This window comes from Burkholderia sp. RF4-BP95, from assembly GCF_001521985.1.
GTDB classification, from domain to species: domain Bacteria; phylum Pseudomonadota; class Gammaproteobacteria; order Burkholderiales; family Burkholderiaceae; genus Burkholderia; species Burkholderia diffusa.
In genome coordinates, this window is record NZ_LOSX01000090.1 from 251470 (window position 1) to 269698 (window position 18229).

An 18229-nucleotide genomic window follows, 5' to 3' on the forward strand; every position below is an offset into this window, starting at 1 on the left:
GTCAGCCCGCGTCGCCCCAGCCGCCGCCGAGCGCGACGTAGAACGCGACCGTGTCCTGCAGCCGCTGCGCGACCGTCTGCAGCCATGCAATCCGCGCCTGATGGTATTGCACGTCGGCGACCAGCAACTGGACGTAGCCGGCGATCCCCGCGTCGTAGCCGGCCTGCGTGAGCGTCAGCGCGTCGCGCGCCGCGGCCATCGCGCGCGCCTGCGCATCGAGCGCCGCCGCGTCGTTGGCGAGCGCGCGCAACGTGTCGGCCACCTGCGAGAACGCCGACAGGACGACCTGGCGATAGGTCGCATCGGCTTCGTCGTACGCATCCTGCGCGGCGCGCCGCTGGTTCAGCAGCGTGCCGCCATGAAAGATCGGGGCGGTGAGCCCCGCGCCGACACTCCATGCGCGGCCGGCCGGCGCGAACAGCTTGCCGGCGACGACGCTTTCGAACCCGCCCGACGCGGACAGCGTGAGGTTCGGATAGAGCGCGGCCGTCGCGACGCCGACCTGCGCGCTGGCCACGTGGAGCTGGGCTTCGGCTTGCAGGATGTCGGGGCGGCGGCGCACCAGCGACGACGGCGCCGTGTCGGGCAGGCTGGCGGGCAATTCGATTCCGTCGAGCGACAGGTCCGGCGTGCGCCAGTCGACCGGGTAGCGGCCGGCCAGCAGCGCGAGCAGATCGTCGGCCTGCGCGCGTTTCTGGTCGAGCGCGGGCAGCGTCGCCTCGAACGACGCCCGCTGTGCTTCCAGCGTCAGCACCGCGACGTAGGCCGCCGCGCCGGCCGTCACCTGCGCGCGCGTCAGGCGAATCTGCTCGTCGAGCAGGCCGATCGTTTCGCGGGTCGCCGCGGCTTCGTCGCGATAGGCTGCGCGCGCGACCATCGTATTGACGACGTTCGCGGTCAGCATCAGATAGGCGCCCGCCAGCGCTTGCCGTTGCGCATCGACGTCGGCCGCGAGCGCTTCGACCTGGCGCCGTTCGCCGCCCCACAGGTCGAGCGTGTAGCTGACCGTCGCCGACAGCGTGAACAGGTTGAAGATCGACGCCGGCACCGCCTGGCCGTTGCGCAGCGGCGTGGCGCGCTGGCGCGACGCGCCGGCCTGGGCATCCACCTGCGGAAAGAAGATGCCCTGGCCGGCCCGCAGCGCGTGCTCGCTGCGCCGCAGCGTCGCTTCGGCGAGATCGAGCGTCGGGCTGCCGGTCAGCGCTTCGGCGACGGTCGAGTCGATCGCGCGGCTGCCGAAGCGCGTCCACCAGTCGCGCGTGAGCGCCGCGTCCGCCGACAACGCCTGTGTTCTGCCACCGCCGCGCCAGGAGCCGGACGCCGCGCCCGGATCGTCGGGCGGCACGAAGCGCGCGACGCGCGGCGCGGGCGGCGGGACGAAATTCGGCCCGACCGTGCATCCGGCGAGCAGTCCGGCGACGGCCAGCGCGCCGGTTCGGCGGCGCAGCGCGTGCGCGCAACGGGCGCCGTTATTTGCCTGCGACGTAGACATCGACGATCTGCCCGGGAAACAGCCGCACATTCCTGTTCGGCACGATACGGAAAATGACCGGCAGCACGCGCACGTCGACGCGCTCGGTGCGCTGGTCGGACAGCTCGATCTTCGGCGTGACGTACGGCTGCACGCGCACGAACTGAAGATCGGCCTCGACCGACGTGCCGCGCACGAACATGTGCGCCTTCAACGCATGCAGATCGGGGAGCTGGTGGATCAGGATTTCGTCGATGTAGCAGCGCACCTGCAGCCGGTCGACCGGTGTGCCGAGCACCACGACCGGCGTGCTGCCGCGCGTATAGGTGTCGTACAGCCCCTGCGAGGTCAGGTAGGCCCCCACGGCGGCGTTCATCGCCAGAACGGTGCCGTCGGCCGGCGCGCGCAGCGTGTAGCGGGCGAGCAGGGCGGCCGCCGCGTCGGCCGCGCGCCGCAGCGCGATGGCCTGTGCTTGCTGGTTGCGTATGTCGTAGCTCCATGCGCCGGCCTTGGTCAGACGATACTGCCGCGTCACGACGTCCAGGTTGGCCGCCGCGACGCGCACCGCGTTCGCGGCCGTGTCGAGCGCGTCGCGACTGACGGCTTTCGGATCGATGTCATACGCGTGCCGCTGCTTGTCGTACTGATCCTGCGCGAGCTTCAGGCTCGCCTGTGCGGCCGTGGTCTGCGCGCTGGCCACGTCGAGCACCTCGCGGCGCGGCTGCGCCTTCAGCTCGTCGAGCAGCGCGGCTGCCGCGTCGGCCTGCGCCGCGAGCTGGGCGGCGGTCGCGCGCTGCACCGAGTCGTCGATCGTCAGCAGCGCGTCGCCGGCCTTCACCGGATCGCCGTCGTGCACGAGGATGCGCGTCACGGCGCCGGAGACGTCCGGATAGACGTTCACGTTCGCGCCGGCCGGTTGCTCGCTCTCGACGATGCCGTTCGCGTAGACGCCGCGTGCGTACGGATTGGCGGCCGGCTTGAATACCGGCGGCTGCGGCGGCTCCTGGCGGCTGTAGACCCACGCGGCGACGACGCTTGCCAGGAAGCCGAGCAGGGCCGCCACGAACACGAGCCGGTGTTTCATTGCGCACCTCCGCGCTCGATGCCGTTCAGCTTGCCGTCTTCCATTCGCAGGACGCGATCCGCGTACTCGAAGATCCGCGCGTCGTGCGTGACGATCACGATGCAGCGCGTGTCGTTGAGCACCTCGTGCTTGACGAAGTCGATGATCATGCGGCCCGTGTCGCCGTCGAGCGACGCGGTCGGTTCGTCGAGGATCAGCAGGTCGGGCTGGCTGACGATCGCGCGCGCGATCGCGACGCGCTGCTGTTCGCCGCCGGACAGCTTCACGGGCGGCAATTGCGCGCGGTTCGCGAGGCCGACCACGTCCAGATACGCGTGCGCTTCCTTGATCGCGTCATCCCATGGGCGGCGCCTCAGGATCAGCGGAATCGCGACGTTCTCGGCGGTCGTGAGCCGCGGGAACAGGTGGTAGTCCTGGAACACGAAGCCGATCCGGTTCAGCCGGAAATCGGCGATCGCGTCGTTCGGCTGCGCCCACAGGTCGACGCCGTCGATCGACACCGAACCGCCGTCCGGCCGGAGGATGCCGGAGATCACGCTGAGCAGCGTCGTCTTGCCGCTGCCGGACGGCCCGACGATCAGCAGCATCTCGCCGAAGTTCGCCTGCATCGACACGTCGCGCAATGCCTGCGTGCGCGCGTCGCCTTCGCCGAACCACTTGCTGACGCCGCGCGCGTCGATCGCGATGCCGGCCATCGTCAGCCCCGGAAGATGTCGAACGGCTCGATGCGCAGCACGCGCCGCACACCGAGATAGCTCGAGATCGTCGCGATCACGACCACCATTCCGAACGCGAGCAACAGATTGCCGTACGTAACGAGCGCCGCATAGTCTGGAATCCGTAGTTTCGCGAGGCTGATCAACAGCACGCACAGCCCGACGCCGATGCCGTATCCGGTCAGCGCGGTGAACGTGGCCTGGAACAAAATCATCGCGACCAGCTCGCGGCTTTTCGCGCCGATCGCCTTCAGCGCGCCGAATTTGTCGAGGTTCTCGAGGATGAACGCATAGAACGTCTGCCCTGAAATCGACAGGCCGATGATGAAGCTGATGATCGTCATCAGCATGATGTTGGTGCCGAGCCCCGTCTCGTACTTGTAAAAACGCGAGATCTGCGCGATGAATTCGTCGCGCGTGTACGCGCGATAGCCAAGCGATTGCACGACGGCCTTGATGTGGGCGATGTCCGCATCCGACTTCGGCTCGACGAGGATGTACGAGGTCGTGAAGCGCGGCGACGGAATGTAGCGGATCGCGCGGGCGTAAGTGGTGTAAAGCGTCGGCGTGCCGAACAGGCCGCTCGCGGCGACCTTCGCGATGCCGACGATCACGCCGCGATGATCGTTCAACTCGAAATCGGTGCCGACGGACGGATTCTCGAGCTTCCGAAACTCGGGATCCTGAATCGCGATGAAGCCGTTTTCCGCGTAAATGTCCTCGATGCGGCCCTGCAGCATCGTCGGGCGGCCGAGCAGGCTGGCGTCGTCGAGGCCGACGACCGTCACGGCCTGGTAGGTGCCGGAGCGCAGCTTGACGAGCGCGCCGCCGGAATAGAGCGGCACCGCATACTTGACGCCGTCGATGCTGCGCACGGCGTCGAGCACGTAGTCGGGCATGCCGATGCTGTTCGCGATCGTCTTCACGGCCGGGTCCATCACCCAGACCTTCGCGCCGATATTGATGACCGACGCCGACGACTTGTTCAGGATGCCGGCGAACAGCGACGTCATCTCGATCATCAGCAGCACCGAGAACGTGATGCCGACGGTCAGCGCGGTGAATTTCGCGCTGTCGTTGACGAGCAGCTTGAACGCGAGACGCAGAATGCCGTTCATGATCGCGAAGCCAGCGCGTCCGGTCCGTGCCGCTATTGCCGAGAGGCCGCCGGATCCAGTTGCGCGACGAACGCGACGATGCCTGAAACCAGCGCGATGATCGCGTACGGAACGACCGGCGCGTCGATCAGCATCGCGTGCACGACGCCCAGCAGCGAGGCGAGCGCGACGAACACGCAGAGCGTCGCGAGCGCGCTTCGGTATGGCAGACCCATCATGACGTTCTCCCGGGAAGCGGCCGCCGTGGACGGCGTTGCCGTCGACGTCGCTGCCGCTGGTTGCGCAAGACATGGCGCCATGATCGCGTGCCGCGCTCCGGCACGATTGATCTGTATCAACGGACAAATCCCGGCGTCACGGGCGCGACGCGCTGATCAAGTCATCTGACCAATCGTCTTGCGGAATCGCGTCAGCGACAGCAGGAACAGCACGCAGCCGATCGCGAACAGCGCGGCGAACTGGGCCCACACCGCGTCGAGCCCGGCGCCGCGATACAGGATGCGCTGCGCGAGTTCGACGAAATGGGTGGTCGGCGCGGCCAGCATGATGTCCTGCACGACGGGCGGCATGCTTTCGCGCGGCGTCAGTCCACCCGACAGCAGTTGCAGCGGCAGCAGCACGAGGACGAGCAGCATGCCGAACTGCGGCATGCTGCGCACGAGCGTCGCGAGAAAGATCCCCATCGACGTCGTCGCGAACAGGTGCAACGCCATGCCTGCCACGAACAGCGGCACGGACCCCGGAATCGGCACGTGCAGCGCGCCGCCCACGACGAACGTCAGCGACGCGACGGCCGCCGCCGCGACGACGAGCCCCATCGACCAGACCTTCGCGAGCATGATTTCCGCGGCGGTCACCGGCATGACGAGCAGATGCTCGATCGTGCCGTGCTCGCGCTCGCGAATCAGCGCGGCCCCGGTGAGGATCATCGACAGCATCGTCACGTTGTTGATCAGCTCCATCAGCGCGCCGAACCACACTTCGTCGAGATTCGGGTTGAAGCGCATCCGCATCGCGAGATCGACGGGCGGCAAGGACGTGCCGCGATGACGCCGCACGAAGGCGTCGATCTCGCCCGCCACGATCTGCTGGATGTAACCGCCGCCGGTGAACGCCTGCGTCATGCGGGTCGCGTCGACGTTGAGCTGGACCGTCGCGTGGCGGCCGGCGAGCACGTCGCGCTGGAAGTCGGGCGGAATATCGAGCGAGAACGTGTAGTCGCCGTCGTCCAGCCCGCGATCGGCCGCGCCGGCGTCGACGATCGGCGGCGGCGCGAACTGCGGCGGGAAGAACGCCGCCGCGATGCGCGCCGACAGCGGCGACGCATCCTCGTCGACGATCGCGATCGGCACCTTGTGCAGTGTTTCCGGGCGGGCGGTGGCGGCGACGTAGATCGACGCGCTGAACGTATAGACGATGAGCGCGAGCAGGATCGGGTCGCGAGCGAGGCTCCACAGTTCCTTGACCCCGAGCCGGAAAATGACGAGCAGGCGCGACATGGTCAGCGCTCCTGCTTGCGCAGCAGCACGCCGGTCATGACCAGGATGACCGGCACGGCCGCGAGCATCGGCCAGAACTGCGACGACAGGTCGGCCAGCCCGAGCGCCTTGTTGTAGACGCCGCGGCTGATCGCGAGCATGTAGGTGGCCGGATAGACGGTGCCGACCCATTTCCCGCTGCCCTCGAGCGACGACAGCGGCGTGAGCAGGCCCGAGAACTGCACGACGGGAATCAGCGTGCCGACGATCGTCATGAAGATCGCGGCGATCTGGCTGCGGGTAAACGTCGACGCAAACAGCCCGATGCCGGTGGCCACGACGTTGAATATCAGCACCGCGGCCGCCAGCGTCGCGAAACTGCCCTTGATCCGCACGCCGAACACGACGTCGGCCAGCACGACCATCAGCAGGAAGTTCAGCATCGCCAGCATGACGTATGGCGCCTGCTTGCCGAGCAGGAATTCGGCCCGCGTGACGGGCGTCACGTACAGGTTGACGATCGACCCGAGCTCGCGTTCCCGCACGACGGCGAGCGCCGTCAGCATCGCGGGCAGCATCAGCAGCAGCATCGGCATGATCGCCGGAATCATCGCCGGCAGGCTCTTGACGTCGGGGTTGTAGCGATAGCGGATCGCGATGTCCACGGCCGGGACGAGCGACACGCCGAGCCGGCGCTTCGCCTGGTCGCGCAGCCAGTTTTCGTGCATGCCGGCCACGTAGCCGCGGATCGTCTCCGCGCGCATCGGCATCGCGCCGTCGACCCATGCGCCGATCTCCACGCGCCGGCCGCGCGCCACGTCGCGCGCGAAGCCGGGCGGGATCTCGAGCGCGAGCGACAGCTGGCCGTTGCGCATGCGGCGCTCGATGTCGCGGTCGTCCGCGAGCGGCGCGCGCGGCACGAAGTAGCGGGAACCGGCGAGATTCTGCGCATAGTCCTGGCTCAGGATCGACTGATCGCGATCGAGCACCGCGAACGTCAGGTTGTCGACGTCGAGACTGATGCCGATGCTGATCACGCACATCAGCACGAGCGAGCCGAACAGCGCCAGCGTCGCGCGCAACGGGTCGCGTCGCAGTTCCAGCACCTCGCGCCACAGATAGCTGCCGGCGCGCGCCGGGCTGAACCATGCGGCCGCATGGCCGGCGCCGGCCGCGGCGGGCGGCGCGGCGAGCCAGCCGGCGTCGGACGGCGCATCGGCCGTCGCGCCGTCCGTGCCGTCCGTGCCGCCCGCGTCGTCCGCTTTCTGCGCGTCGGTCAGGTAGCCGATGAACGCGTCCTCGAGCGTGGCCGCACCGCGCAGGCGCACCAGTTCCTCGGGCGCGGCGCTCGCGAGCACGCGGCCCGCATGCATCAGCGAGATGCGGTCGCACCGCGCGGCCTCGTTCATGAAGTGCGTCGAAATGAAGATGGTGACGCGATCGTTGCGCGCGAGCTCGATCATCAGCCGCCAGAAGTCGTCGCGCGCGACCGGGTCCACGCCCGAGGTCGGCTCGTCCAGGATCAGCAGCTCGGGCTTGTGCACCATCGCCACCGCGAGGGACAGCCGCTGCCGCATCCCGAGCGGCAGGCGCTCGGGCAGCGCGTCGAGGGCGTCCGCGAGCCCGAAGCGCGCGACCATTTCGGTCACGCGGGCGGGCACGTCCGGTTCCGGTACGCCGAACAGGCGCGCGTGCAGCACGAGGTTCTGCCGGACGGTCAGTTCGCCGTAGAGCGAAAACCCTTGCGACATGTAGCCGACGCGTCTGCGTGTGTCGATGTCGTTCGCGGCGATCGGCCGGCCGAACAGCGTCGCCGAGCCTTCCGACGCGGGCAGCAGGCCGGTGAGCATCTTCATGGTCGTCGACTTGCCGCAGCCGTTCGAGCCGAGAAAGCCGAAGATTTCGCCGCGGCGGATCTGCAGGCTCACATGGTCGACCGCGACGAAATCGCCGAACCGCATCGTCAGCGCGTTGGCCTCGATCGCGTAGCCGGCCGCCTGGTCGGGCTGAAACGGCGCGATCGCGACCGGCTGGTGCCCGCGCCGGCGAGCCTCCGGCAGCAACGCGATGAACGCGGCTTCCAGCGTGTCGCAGCCGGTGCGTTCGAGCAGCTCGTCGGGGCTGCCGGTTGCCAGCACGCGGCCCGCGTCCATCGCGATCAGGCGGTCGAATCGGCGGGCCTCGTCCATGTACGCGGTGGCGACCAGCACGCTCATCGCCGGGCGCGCGGCGCGAATGCGTCCGATCAGCTCCCAGAACTGCGCGCGCGACAGCGGATCGACGCCGGTCGTCGGTTCGTCCAGGATCAGCAGGTCGGGGTCGTGGATCAGCGCGCAGCACAGGCCGAGCTTCTGCTTCATGCCGCCGGACAGCTTGCCGGCCGGGCGATCCAGGAACGGCTGCAGGCCGGTGCTGCGCGTCAGCGCGTCGATCCGGCGGCGGCGCTCCGCGGCATCGTGGCCGAACAGTCTCGCGAAGAACTGCAGGTTTTCCTCGACCGACAGCGTCGCGTACAGGTTCCGGCCGAGGCCTTGCGGCATGTAGGCGATGCGCCGGCATACGCGCGCGCGATGGCGGCGCGACGACAGGTCGCCGTCGAGCGTCCATACGCGGCCCTGCTGGATCGCGCGCGCGCCGGACACGAGCGCGAGCAGGCTCGACTTGCCGACGCCGTCCGGCCCGATCAGCCCGATCATGCGGCCGGCGGGGATGTCGAGGGTCACGTCGTCGAGCGCGTACTTGTCGCCGTAGCGCAGCGAGACGCCCGACAGCCGGGCGACCATGCGCGGATCGCCCGACACCGGCGAACCGTCGATCGATCCGGCATCGGTTTCGACGGGCGTCGTCGCATTCATTGCGGCACCCTGATCGCGAGGCGATCCGGCCAGCCCGCGTGCGGGTCGGTCTTCAGCCACGCGACGCCCGGCAAGCCGGTCTTCACGAGTTTCAGGTGGCGCTGCAGCAGATCGCGATCGATGCGCGCCTTGACCCGGAACATCAGCTTCTGCCGCTCGGTGGCCGTCTCGACCGTCTTCGGCGTGAACTGCGCGGTGCTCGACACATAGGACACGCGCGCCGGAATCACGTATTCCGGCGCCGCATCGAGCACGATCCGCACGTCGGCGCCGAGCGGGACCCGGCCGACGACCGCTTCGGGCAGGAAGAACGTCATGTAGACGTCGGACAGGTCGACGACGTTGAGCACCTTGCCGCCCGCCGGCAGGACTTCGCCCGACTCGGCAATCCGGTACTGGACGCGCCCGTCGCGCGGCGACGTCAGTTCGCTGTCCGAGATGTCGGCCCGCACGCGCGCCACGGTCGCCTGCGCGGCCGTCACGGCCGAGCGCGCCGCGACGAGCTGGGCCCGCGTTGCGTCGACGGCGGCCTGGGCCGCTTCCACCTGGGCGCGCGCGGCGTTCACGGTCGCGCGCAGGCTGCCGGCGCGCGCGCGATCGTCGTCCAGCTCCTGCATCGACGACGCACCGTCGCGCGACAGCGTTTCGGACCGCGCGAGCCGCCGCGTGGCGGCGTCCAGCTCGCTTTCCCGTTGCACGACGACGGCCGCGGCCGCGGCCTTGTCGCTGCGGCGCTGCGCGACCTGCGCGTCGATGCTCGCCGCTGTGTTCACCGCCTGTTGCTCACGCGCCTGTGCTTCGTCGAGCTGCGCCTGCAGGACGACGACGTCCATGCGTGCGAGCGGCTGGCCGGCCGTCACGAAGTCGCCTTCGTCGACGAGCATGGCGGTCACGCGCCCCGGCAGCTTGGTCGCGACGTCGATTTCGGTCGCCTCGATGCGGCCATTGCCGCTGACGAGCCCCGCATCCGTCTGGCCGTCGCGCCAGCGCGTCCACCCGTAGTACGCGAGGCCGATCGCGAGCACGGCCGCACCGGCACCGATCAGAAGAGGGCGCGGGATGGTTTTCATGGTGTGTTGTCCGAGTCTGTCGAAAGGGGAGCCGTTGCGGCGGCAGTCTTGCCGGTGTCGATCACGCCGCCGCCGAGCGCGCCGTACAGCGCGACGCGGCTCGACAGCAGCGCACGACGCGTCATGACCCATTGCTGTTCGGCGTTCATCAGGTCCCGTTGCGCATCGAGCACTTCGAGGAAGCGGGTGGCCCCGCTGTCGTAGCGCAGCTTCGCGAGGCGTGCCCGCTCCGCCTGCGACGCCAGCGTGGCGCGCTCGATGGCGACCTGGTCGGCGAGCCAGTGGCGCGCCGCGAGCGCATCGGACACGTCGCGGAACGCGCGTTGCAGCGTCTTCTCGTACTGCGCGAGCGCCTCGTCGCGTTGCGCGTGCGAGAGCGCGAGATTCGACCGGTTGCGGCCACCATCGACGAGCGGCAGCGTGACGTTGGGAATCACCGACCACACGCCCGTGCCGGACGACAGCAGGTCATGCAGCGCGGTGCTGCCCGAGCCGATCGCGCTCGTCAATGCGATGCGCGGAAAGAATGCCGCGCGCGCCGCGCCGATGTTCGCGCGGGTCGCCTGCAGTTCGTGCTCCGCCGCGATCACGTCCGGACGCCGGGTCAGCAGCGACGACGGCAGGCCGGGCGCGAGCGACGGCAGCACCGCGCCGTCGTCGAGTGCGAGCGGCGTGGCGGCCAGCGCCGGCGGCGCACCGACGAGCAACGCCAACGCATCGGCCGCCGTCGCGCGGGCCTGCTGCAACTGGACGCCGAGCGACTCCGCCTGCTGCAGCAGGATTTCCGATTGCGTCAGGTCGAGGCGCGAGATCGCACCGGCCGCGTGACGAAGCCGGAAAATCCGCAGCGATTCGCGGCGTGTGTCGATCGTCGCGCGGGTCAGCGCGATGCGTTCGTCGATCTCGCACAGGGTCAGATAGGCATCGGCTACGCCGGTGACGACACTCAACGTCACCGCCTGCCGGGCCGCGTCGCTCGCGAGGTAGCGCTGGAGCGCCGCCGCTTTCAGGTTTCGCACGCGGCCCCAGAAATCGATCTCCCATTGCGTCTCGGCCAGCTGGACTTCGTAAATCTGGCCGATGACGGGCGTCGGAGTGAGGAAGCCGCCCGGCGTGCGAAACCGCGCATAAGCCGCGCCCGCACCGATCGTCGGCCATTGATCCGCGCTGCGGATGCCGTAGACCGCGCGCGCCTGCTCGACGCGTGCCACCGCCGCGCGCAGATCCCGATTGTTGGCGAGCGCCTGCCCGATCAACGCGCGCAGGCGTGCGTCGACGAAGTAGGCCTGCCACTCGGGCACGGGCGCCGCCGGTGTCGAGTCGGCGGAAGGATCCGGAAAGGATGCGGGAATCGGTGCGGCGGGACGCTCGTCCGGCGGCGCAAGCGACAGGCAGCCCGACAGCAGCACCATGCCCGCCGCGAGCGCGACGGCACGCATGCGCCGCACGACGGCAGGATGAAAGCGAACGGGACGCGCGGCAGCACGCATGGGATGCCTCGTCGAATACGGAAATGCGGGAATACGGGATGGCGCCGCCCGCCAGGCGTCGCCGCTTCGGATTCACTTATATCCGACGATTACAGGGTTTCCCCTTGATCTGTGTCACTCGGGCGGGAATGCGTTTCGAGCGGCCCCTCGCTTGACGCGCGTGTCGCGGCGTGCCTCGGCCGGCTTCGTGACGGCGTGCCGGACCGAACCGCGCGGGGCCCGTCACGGCCGGTCGCCCGGCCCGGGATTGAGCAGCACGACGAACGCGAGGATGCTGGAGATCAGCGTGACGATCGAGTACCTGAACACCTCCTCGTCGAACAGCATCCCGTGAACGATGCCGACCAGCGACGCAATCGCGATGAACACGCTGAGCGTCGCGAGCACGATGCGGTACTGCTTGTGAATCATGACGGTCTCCCGGAAAGCGGTGGACGTCGACGGTCGTACGAATGCGAAACGTCCCGGTTGCCGCGGCTTTCACGACGTCTGCCGATTCATGATCGCGTCACGCGTGGTCGCGCGGTTGATCTGCGTCAACGGACAAAATCGGCCGTCGCCGACCCGTCGGCCGCCGCCGTCGGCCCGCCTTTGATTGATCCTCGTCAAGCCGCCGGCGCGGCCGTGCGCGATGCTGAACAGGGTGCCGCACGCATCGCTCGCCAGCTTTGCGGCCGGCACGGGCCGACGGGAGACCGACATGAAGTCCGATGCAGTACTCAAGCAGGATGTCGAGCAGGCGTTGTTCTGGAATCCGGCGATCGATGCGCGCCGGATCGACGTCGAGGTGCGCGACCGGATCGTGACATTGCGCGGCACGGTCGACAGCTGGGCCCAGAAGCTCGAGGCGCAGAAAACGGCGCTGCACGTCGCCGATGCGCGCGCGCTGGTGCTCGAACTGAATGTCGCGCCGCCGGAGAACGCGTGCGCGGACCAGGAACTGGCGATCGCGATCACGTTCGCGCTCGGCTGGCAGGAGGCGTTGCGCGATCACAAGATCGGCGTCGAGGTCGATCACGGCTGCGTGACGCTCGACGGCGAAGTCGATCATGCGTATCAGAGCCGCGCGGCGGAAGCGATGGTGAGCCGGATGATCGGCGTCGTCGGCGTGGCGAACCGCATCCGGGTGCGCGCCGACCATACGGTGCCGGACGTCGGCGCGCGGATCGCCGAGGCGCTTGCGCGCCGCGCGCAGCGCGAAACCGCGGGAATCTCGATCGACGCCACCGACGGCATCGTCACGCTGACGGGCACGGTCGCGTCGCTGGCCGAACGGCGCGCCGCATGCGGCGCGGCGGGGTCGGTGAGGGGCGTCAGGCAGGTCGTCGACCGGCTGACCGTTGCCTGACCGGCTTGCACGTGCTGTCTACTATCAGGAGAAACAGCGATGAACCGTCCGCATACCGGCCCCGGCCGAAACCATCTGCGCCGCGACAAGCGCATGCAGCCGCATACGAAAGACAGTTACCGTGATCCGAAGCGGCCGACGGGCGACCGCATCTGCGAAGGCTGCGGCGCGGTCTGCGAAGCGGGCCGCTGGACCTGGTCCGCGACCGCGCTCGACCGGCGCCAGCTCGAATGCCCGGCCTGCAAGCGCATGCGGGAAAACGTGCCGGCGGGCGAACTGGTGTTGCGCGGCGAGTATCTGCGCGCGCACCGCTCGACGATTCTCGAGCTGCTCGAGCGTCAGGCCGATCTCGAAACCAGCGAGCACGCGCTCGAACGCATCATGGACATCGAGAAATCCGCCGATTCGCTGATCGTTCGAACGACGGGCGTGCATATGGTCCGCCGCCTCGGCGAAGCGTTGCTGCATGCGCACCACGGCGATCTCGCGATCAACTATCGCGACGGCGAGGACGTGCTGCGAGCGCACTGGAAGCGCGACGACGCGTGAGCGGCGGCGGTCCGCCGGGCAGGTTCGATCCCATGAAAAAATCATTCGACTACTCCGGGTTGCTGATCCCGATCGCGTTCGCCGTGCTGGTCGCGGTTCAACTGCTGGCGCGCCAGCCGGCGGCGACGTCGATTTCCTACAGCGATTTTCACCACCTGGTGGACGCACGGCTCGTCGACGATCTCGAGATCGGCCAAACGTCGATCTCGGGCACGCTGCGCATGCCGCAGGCCGGCGCCGCGCTGCCCGCGTCCGACGCGGCCGAGGTGAAGGAGATCGGCCCGCCATGGCGCTTCACGACGAACCGGGTGAGCGACGAAGGCCTGGTCGCCGCGCTGACGGCCGCCGGAATTCGCTACCGCGGCGCGACGGATACGGGCTGGATCGGGACGCTCGCGTCATGGATCTTCCCGTTGATCGGCTTCGTCGTGATCTGGAGTTTCATGATGCGACGGCCGGGCGGGATGCGGGACCTGAGCGGCATGGGCAAAAGCCGCGCCCGCGTGTACATGCAGAAGGAAACCGGCATCACGTTCGACGATATCGCGGGCATCGACGAGGCGAAGGCCGAGTTGCAGCAGATCGTCGCGTTCCTGCGCAACCCCGAACGCTACCAGCGGCTCGGCGGCAAGATCCCGAAGGGCGTGCTGATCGTCGGTGCGCCCGGCACCGGCAAGACGCTGCTGGCCCGTGCGGTCGCCGGCGAGGCCGCGGTGCCGTTCTTCACGATCAGCGGCTCGGCGTTTGTCGAGATGTTCGTCGGCGTCGGCGCGGCGCGCGTGCGCGATCTCTTCGAGCAGGCGCAGCAGAGCGCGCCGTGCATCGTGTTCATCGACGAACTCGATGCGCTCGGCAAGGCGCGCGGCGTCGGCCTGATGTCGGGCAACGACGAGCGCGAGCAGACGCTCAACCAGTTGCTCGTCGAGATGGACGGCTTTCAAGCCAATTCGGGCGTCATCATCATGGCCGCGACCAACCGGCCGGAGATCCTGGATCCCGCGCTGCTGCGCCCCGGGCGTTTCGACCGTCACATCGCGATCGACCGCCCGGACCTGACCGGACGCAAGCAGATCCTGGCCGTGCATACGAAGCGCGTGAAGCTCGCGCCGGAAGTCGATCTGGCCGAGCTGGCGCAGCGCACGCCGGGCTTCGTCGGCGCCGATCTCGCGAACGTCGTCAACGAAGCCGCGTTGCATGCGGCCGAACTGGGCAAACCCGCGATCGGGATGGCCGATTTCGACGAAGCCATCGATCGCGCGATGACCGGCATGGAGCGCAAGAGCCGCGTGATGAACGAACAGGAAAAGCGGACCATCGCGTATCACGAGTCGGGGCATGCGCTCGTCGCGCAAAGCCGCGCGCACTGCGACCCGGTGAAGAAGGTATCGATCATCCCGCGCGGAATCGCGGCGCTCGGTTACACGCAGCAGGTGCCGACCGAGGATCGCTACGTGCTGCGCAGGAGCGAATTGCTCGACCGGCTCGACGTGTTGCTCGGCGGGCGGGTGGCCGAGGAAATCGCGTTCGGCGACGTGTCGACCGGCGCGCAGAACGATCTCGAACGCGCGACCGCGCTGGCGCGCCACATGGTGATGCAGTACGGGATGAGCGAGAAGATCGGCCTCGCGACGCTCGACGACGGCGCACGCCAGGGCGGGGCGCCGGGCGTATGGACGCCGGGCGACGGTCACTGCAGCGAGCACACGGCGCAACTGATCGACGAAGAGGTGCGCGCGCTGCTCGAGGATGCGCATGCGCGGGTCACGGCGACGCTCGGCGCGCACCGCGATGCGCTTGAACGGATCGCGTGCAGCTTGCTGCAACACGAATCGATCGATCACGACATGCTGGTGGCGCTCATCGCGCCGCCGGACGATGCCGGCGACACGCCCCGGCCGGCGGAAGCCGACTCGGAAACGACCACGGGCGTCTCCGCCTGAAGCAACGACGCCTGAAGCAACGACCGGCGCGATCGCGCCGGCCGCCTGCCGCCGGCCATCGCATCGTTCAACAGCCGATGCAGACAGGGCCGTCGCGCCGCGCGCGCGCCGCGTCGTCGGTCACGACCGACGCGAGCCGCGGATCCGGCCGAAAAACCGTGATGCCCTTGAGCCCGTCGCGCCACGCCTGGAAGAACAACGCGTCGACCTCCGCGAGCGAACACTGGCCGGGCATCGTCACGGTCTTCGAGATGCCGGCGTCGACGCACGGCTGCAGCGCCGCGAGCATCGCGACATGATCCGCCGGCGCGATTTCCGCGGCCGTGACGAAATAGCCCGGCAGCTTGACGGTCTCGCCATGCAGCGCGCGGAACAGCCGGTAAGCGTGATTCTCCGCACGGAACGGCCGGACCTGCCCGTCTGCGGTGCGGACCATGCGACGCTGCGTCCAGCCGACGGCCGGCTCGATCCCGTTCGAACAGTTGTCGCAGAACGCGAGGCTCACGCTGCCGGCCGGCGCGAACGACAGCAGATGGCTGTTGCGCAGCCCGTGCCGCGCGATCGCGTGATGCACCTTCAGCGGCAACAGCGTGCGAGACGCGGGGCCGGTCAGATAGGCGGCCGGGTCGTAGGCCGGAAACACGCCGCGCTCGGCGGCAAGCGCGGCCGATGCGGCAAACGCATGCTCGCGCATCGTCAGCACGATCCCGCGTGCGAGCGTGCGTGCTTCCGCGCTGTCGTAGCGCAGCCGCAGCATCGTCAGCGCGTCGGCCAGCCCGGTCACGCCGACCCCGATGCGCCGTGTCCGCCGCGCCTCATATTCGTGCGCGGCGAGCGGCCACGCGGTCAGGTCGAGCACGTTGTCGAGCATGCGGACCTGGATGCGCACCGCGTCGGCGAGCGTCGCGACATCGAAGCGCGGCTTCCCGTCGACGCCGAACGGGTAAAGAACGAATCGCGACAGGTCGATCGGCCCGAGCACGCAGCTGCCGAACGGCGGCAGCGGCTGTTCGCCGCACGGGTTCGTCGCGTCGATTCGCTCGTGCTCGCGCAGCGGATTCGCGTCGCGGATCGTGTCGAGGAACAGCAGGCCGGGTTCGGCGCTGTCGCGCGCGGCATTGACGATCTCGTGCCAGAGCGTGCGGGCCGGCACCGTCGCGTAAAGGTAACGTCCGTCCGGCCGCCGGGGCGTTGCGGCGGAAGCGGAGGCGGGCGGCGCATGATGGACGAGCGCCCACGGCAGGTCGTGCCGGACCGCCTCCATGAACGCGTCCGTGACGCCGACCGACAGGTTGAACGTCGGCCAGCGCGAGCGTCCGCGCTTGGCCGCGACGAATGCGACGAGGTCCGGATGATCGCAGCGCAGCACGCCCATTTGCGCGCCCCGGCGCGGGCCGGTGAACGGCAGCGCCCGGCACATCGCATCGAAGCGGTCGATCGCCGCGCAGGCGCCGCGCCCGGATGACAGGCGCCGTTCGTACGCGTCGGCGGGTGGCACCGGCGAGAAGTCGTAGCCGATTCCACCGCCCATCAGCAGCGTGACCCGTGCGTCGTCGAGCGCCTGCGCGAGCGCCGTGTCGACGGCCTGCACGGAGGTGTCGCCAGGAATCGCGAGCGGATGGACGAAGCAGTTGACCATCGTTCCGCCGTTGTCCGCGCCGGCATTCGCGAGGATGCGGCCCGCGCCGATCGCGCCACGCTGCAGGTTCACGAAGAACGCGCGCTCCACCTGTGCACGGCGCTCGGCCGGCTCGGCGAGCGACAGCGCACGGGCGACGCGATGGAAGACGGCCGCGCGAGACGTTTCGCCGGGTTGCGCATAGCGTTCGGCGAACACGGTGGTGCAAAGCGGCTGCTCATCCATGGCGGGGCTCGGCAACGATGAATGATTCACTGTAAGAGCCTGCCCGAACGTGTCGTTGATCGAGCGCAACCGGGCCCCTTCGCGACATCGCTTGACGGCGGTCAACGCCGCGACCGGCGTCGAACGTAAGGTGGAGCCACCGGCCGGCGCGCGGCGGTTGCCGCGAATCGCCGCGCCGGCGTCCGTCGCGCCGGCCATCGACTGCGAACCACGCACCATGACCGATATCGTTACCGTTACCTTGAATCCGGCCGTCGATGTCTCGACATCCGTCGAGCACATCGTCGATACGCACAAGCTGCGCTGCGCACGGCCGCGGCGCGACCCCGGCGGCGGCGGGATCAACGTCGCCCGAACCATTCACCGCCTCGGCGGCGACTGCGTCGCGCTGTACCTGGCCGGCGGGCCGACCGGCGACGTGCTGACGCTGCTGCTCGAAGCCGAGCGCCTGCCGGCGGTGCGCATCCGCATCGCCGGCGAGACGCGCGAGAACGTCTGCGTGACCGAGACCGCGACCGGGCGCGAATACCGGTTCCTGATGCCGGGGCCGATGGTCGCCGAGGCCGAGTGGCGCGACTGCGCCGCCCGCATCGACGCCATGCAACCGGCGCCGCGCTACCTCGTGCTGAGCGGCAGCCTGCCGCCCGGCGCGCCCGACGACCTGTATGCGACGCTCGCGCGGACCGCCCGGGCACGGGGCAGCCGGGTGGTCGTCGATGCGGCGGGCAGGGCGCTGCAAGCGGCCCTCGAGGCCGGCGTTCATCTCGTGAAGCCCAGTCTCGGCGAACTGAGCGCGCTGGCCGGCGAACCGCTCGACGACACGTCGGCATGCCGGAAGGCCAGCGAACTCGTCGCGCGAGGGCAAGCCGACATCGTCGCGTTGACGCTCGGCGCGCGCGGCGCATGGGTCGTCACGCGCGACGGCGCGCTGCGCCTGCCCGGCAGGCCGGCAGCGGTATGCAGCACGGTCGGCGCCGGCGACAGTTTCGTCGGCGGCATGGTCTGGGCGCTGGCACGCGGCGTGCCGTTCGACGAAGCGTGCCGCTATGCGCTGGCGGCATCGGCCGCGTCGGTCGAGCACCCGGGGACCGCGCTGTGCACGCGCGAGGACGTCGAGCGGATTCATGCGGAACTGGTTGCGCAGGCAAGCTGACGACCACGCGGCGTGACGTGTGCACGATCGCATCGACGCACGATCGATCGTTGATCTGGCTCAGCGGTTTTCGCGCCGCGATCGAGAAAAATG

General features: G+C 69.2%; 15 protein-coding genes. 4 read left to right on the top strand and 11 right to left on the bottom strand.

Annotated features, from left to right (window positions below; all coding sequences use genetic code 11):
- Window position 1 precedes the first annotated feature (1 nt).
- From WS46_RS30750 to WS46_RS30795, 10 genes are all read right to left on the bottom strand, one after another.
- A complete protein-coding gene (locus tag WS46_RS30750; RefSeq protein ID WP_059693093.1) occupies window positions 2-1492 on the bottom strand; it encodes an efflux transporter outer membrane subunit in 1491 nt (496 codons plus the stop codon).
- Entirely contained in the window at window positions 1470-2555 is a 1086-nt protein-coding gene (locus WS46_RS30755) for an HlyD family secretion protein (protein ID WP_059693095.1), read from the bottom strand. The genes WS46_RS30750 and WS46_RS30755 overlap by 23 nt, the downstream gene beginning before the upstream one ends.
- Window positions 2552-3256 carry an ABC transporter ATP-binding protein gene (locus WS46_RS30760; protein ID WP_179949203.1) on the bottom strand — a complete coding sequence of 235 codons (705 nt, stop codon included), beginning with the start codon at window positions 3254-3256 and terminating at the stop codon, window positions 2552-2554. The genes WS46_RS30755 and WS46_RS30760 overlap by 4 nt, the downstream gene beginning before the upstream one ends.
- Window positions 3253-4389 carry an FtsX-like permease family protein gene (locus WS46_RS30765; RefSeq protein WP_059452458.1) on the bottom strand — a complete coding sequence of 379 codons (1137 nt, stop codon included), beginning with the start codon at window positions 4387-4389 and terminating at the stop codon, window positions 3253-3255. Before WS46_RS30765 ends, WS46_RS30760 begins: the two co-directional genes overlap by 4 nt.
- 32 nt (window positions 4390-4421) lie before the next feature.
- Window positions 4422-4607: a DUF2964 family protein gene (locus tag WS46_RS30770; RefSeq protein WP_059452459.1), complete on the bottom strand. Its 186-nt coding sequence runs from the start codon at window positions 4605-4607 to the stop codon at window positions 4422-4424.
- A 156-nt stretch (window positions 4608-4763) separates the two neighbouring features.
- On the bottom strand, window positions 4764-5888 hold the full coding sequence (locus tag WS46_RS30775) for an ABC transporter permease (protein WP_059536576.1): 1125 nt from the start codon (window positions 5886-5888) through the stop codon (window positions 4764-4766).
- A 2-nt stretch (window positions 5889-5890) separates the two neighbouring features.
- Complete coding sequence (gene rbbA / locus WS46_RS30780; RefSeq protein ID WP_059693098.1) at window positions 5891-8722, bottom strand: ribosome-associated ATPase/putative transporter RbbA; 2832 nt, start codon at window positions 8720-8722, stop codon at window positions 5891-5893.
- Window positions 8719-9792, bottom strand: a complete 1074-nt coding sequence (locus WS46_RS30785; protein ID WP_059693100.1) for an HlyD family secretion protein — start codon at window positions 9790-9792, stop codon at window positions 8719-8721. Before WS46_RS30785 ends, rbbA begins: the two co-directional genes overlap by 4 nt.
- A complete protein-coding gene (locus WS46_RS30790; protein WP_059693101.1) occupies window positions 9789-11282 on the bottom strand; it encodes an efflux transporter outer membrane subunit in 1494 nt (497 codons plus the stop codon). Before WS46_RS30790 ends, WS46_RS30785 begins: the two co-directional genes overlap by 4 nt.
- A gap of 222 nt (window positions 11283-11504) precedes the next feature.
- Complete coding sequence (locus WS46_RS30795; RefSeq protein WP_012464867.1) at window positions 11505-11693, bottom strand: DUF2964 family protein; 189 nt, start codon at window positions 11691-11693, stop codon at window positions 11505-11507.
- 289 nt (window positions 11694-11982) lie between these two features.
- On the opposite strand from WS46_RS30795, the gene WS46_RS30805 reads away from it, so the two are divergent.
- Genes WS46_RS30805 through ftsH form a run of 3 tightly spaced genes read left to right on the top strand, consistent with a single transcriptional unit; the run spans window position 11983 to window position 15119 of the window.
- Window positions 11983-12630, top strand: coding sequence for a BON domain-containing protein (locus WS46_RS30805; RefSeq protein WP_059537371.1), 648 nt, complete (start codon window positions 11983-11985; stop codon window positions 12628-12630).
- A gap of 39 nt (window positions 12631-12669) precedes the next feature.
- The gene (locus WS46_RS30810; RefSeq protein WP_059542048.1) at window positions 12670-13179 is read left to right on the top strand and encodes a BCAM0308 family protein; all 510 of its coding nucleotides are present in this window, start codon (window positions 12670-12672) and stop codon (window positions 13177-13179) included.
- A 32-nt stretch (window positions 13180-13211) separates the two neighbouring features.
- On the top strand, window positions 13212-15119 hold the full coding sequence (gene ftsH, locus WS46_RS30815) for an ATP-dependent zinc metalloprotease FtsH (protein WP_059693103.1): 1908 nt from the start codon (window positions 13212-13214) through the stop codon (window positions 15117-15119).
- Between the two features lie 67 nt (window positions 15120-15186).
- Here ftsH and WS46_RS30820 read toward each other — a convergent pair whose 3' ends face one another.
- A complete protein-coding gene (locus WS46_RS30820; protein ID WP_059693105.1) occupies window positions 15187-16983 on the bottom strand; it encodes an adenosylcobalamin-dependent ribonucleoside-diphosphate reductase in 1797 nt (598 codons plus the stop codon).
- A 217-nt stretch (window positions 16984-17200) separates the two neighbouring features.
- On the opposite strand from WS46_RS30820, the gene WS46_RS30825 reads away from it, so the two are divergent.
- Complete coding sequence (locus tag WS46_RS30825; protein ID WP_059693198.1) at window positions 17201-18136, top strand: 1-phosphofructokinase family hexose kinase; 936 nt, start codon at window positions 17201-17203, stop codon at window positions 18134-18136.
- Window positions 18137-18229: the final 93 nt, after the last annotated feature.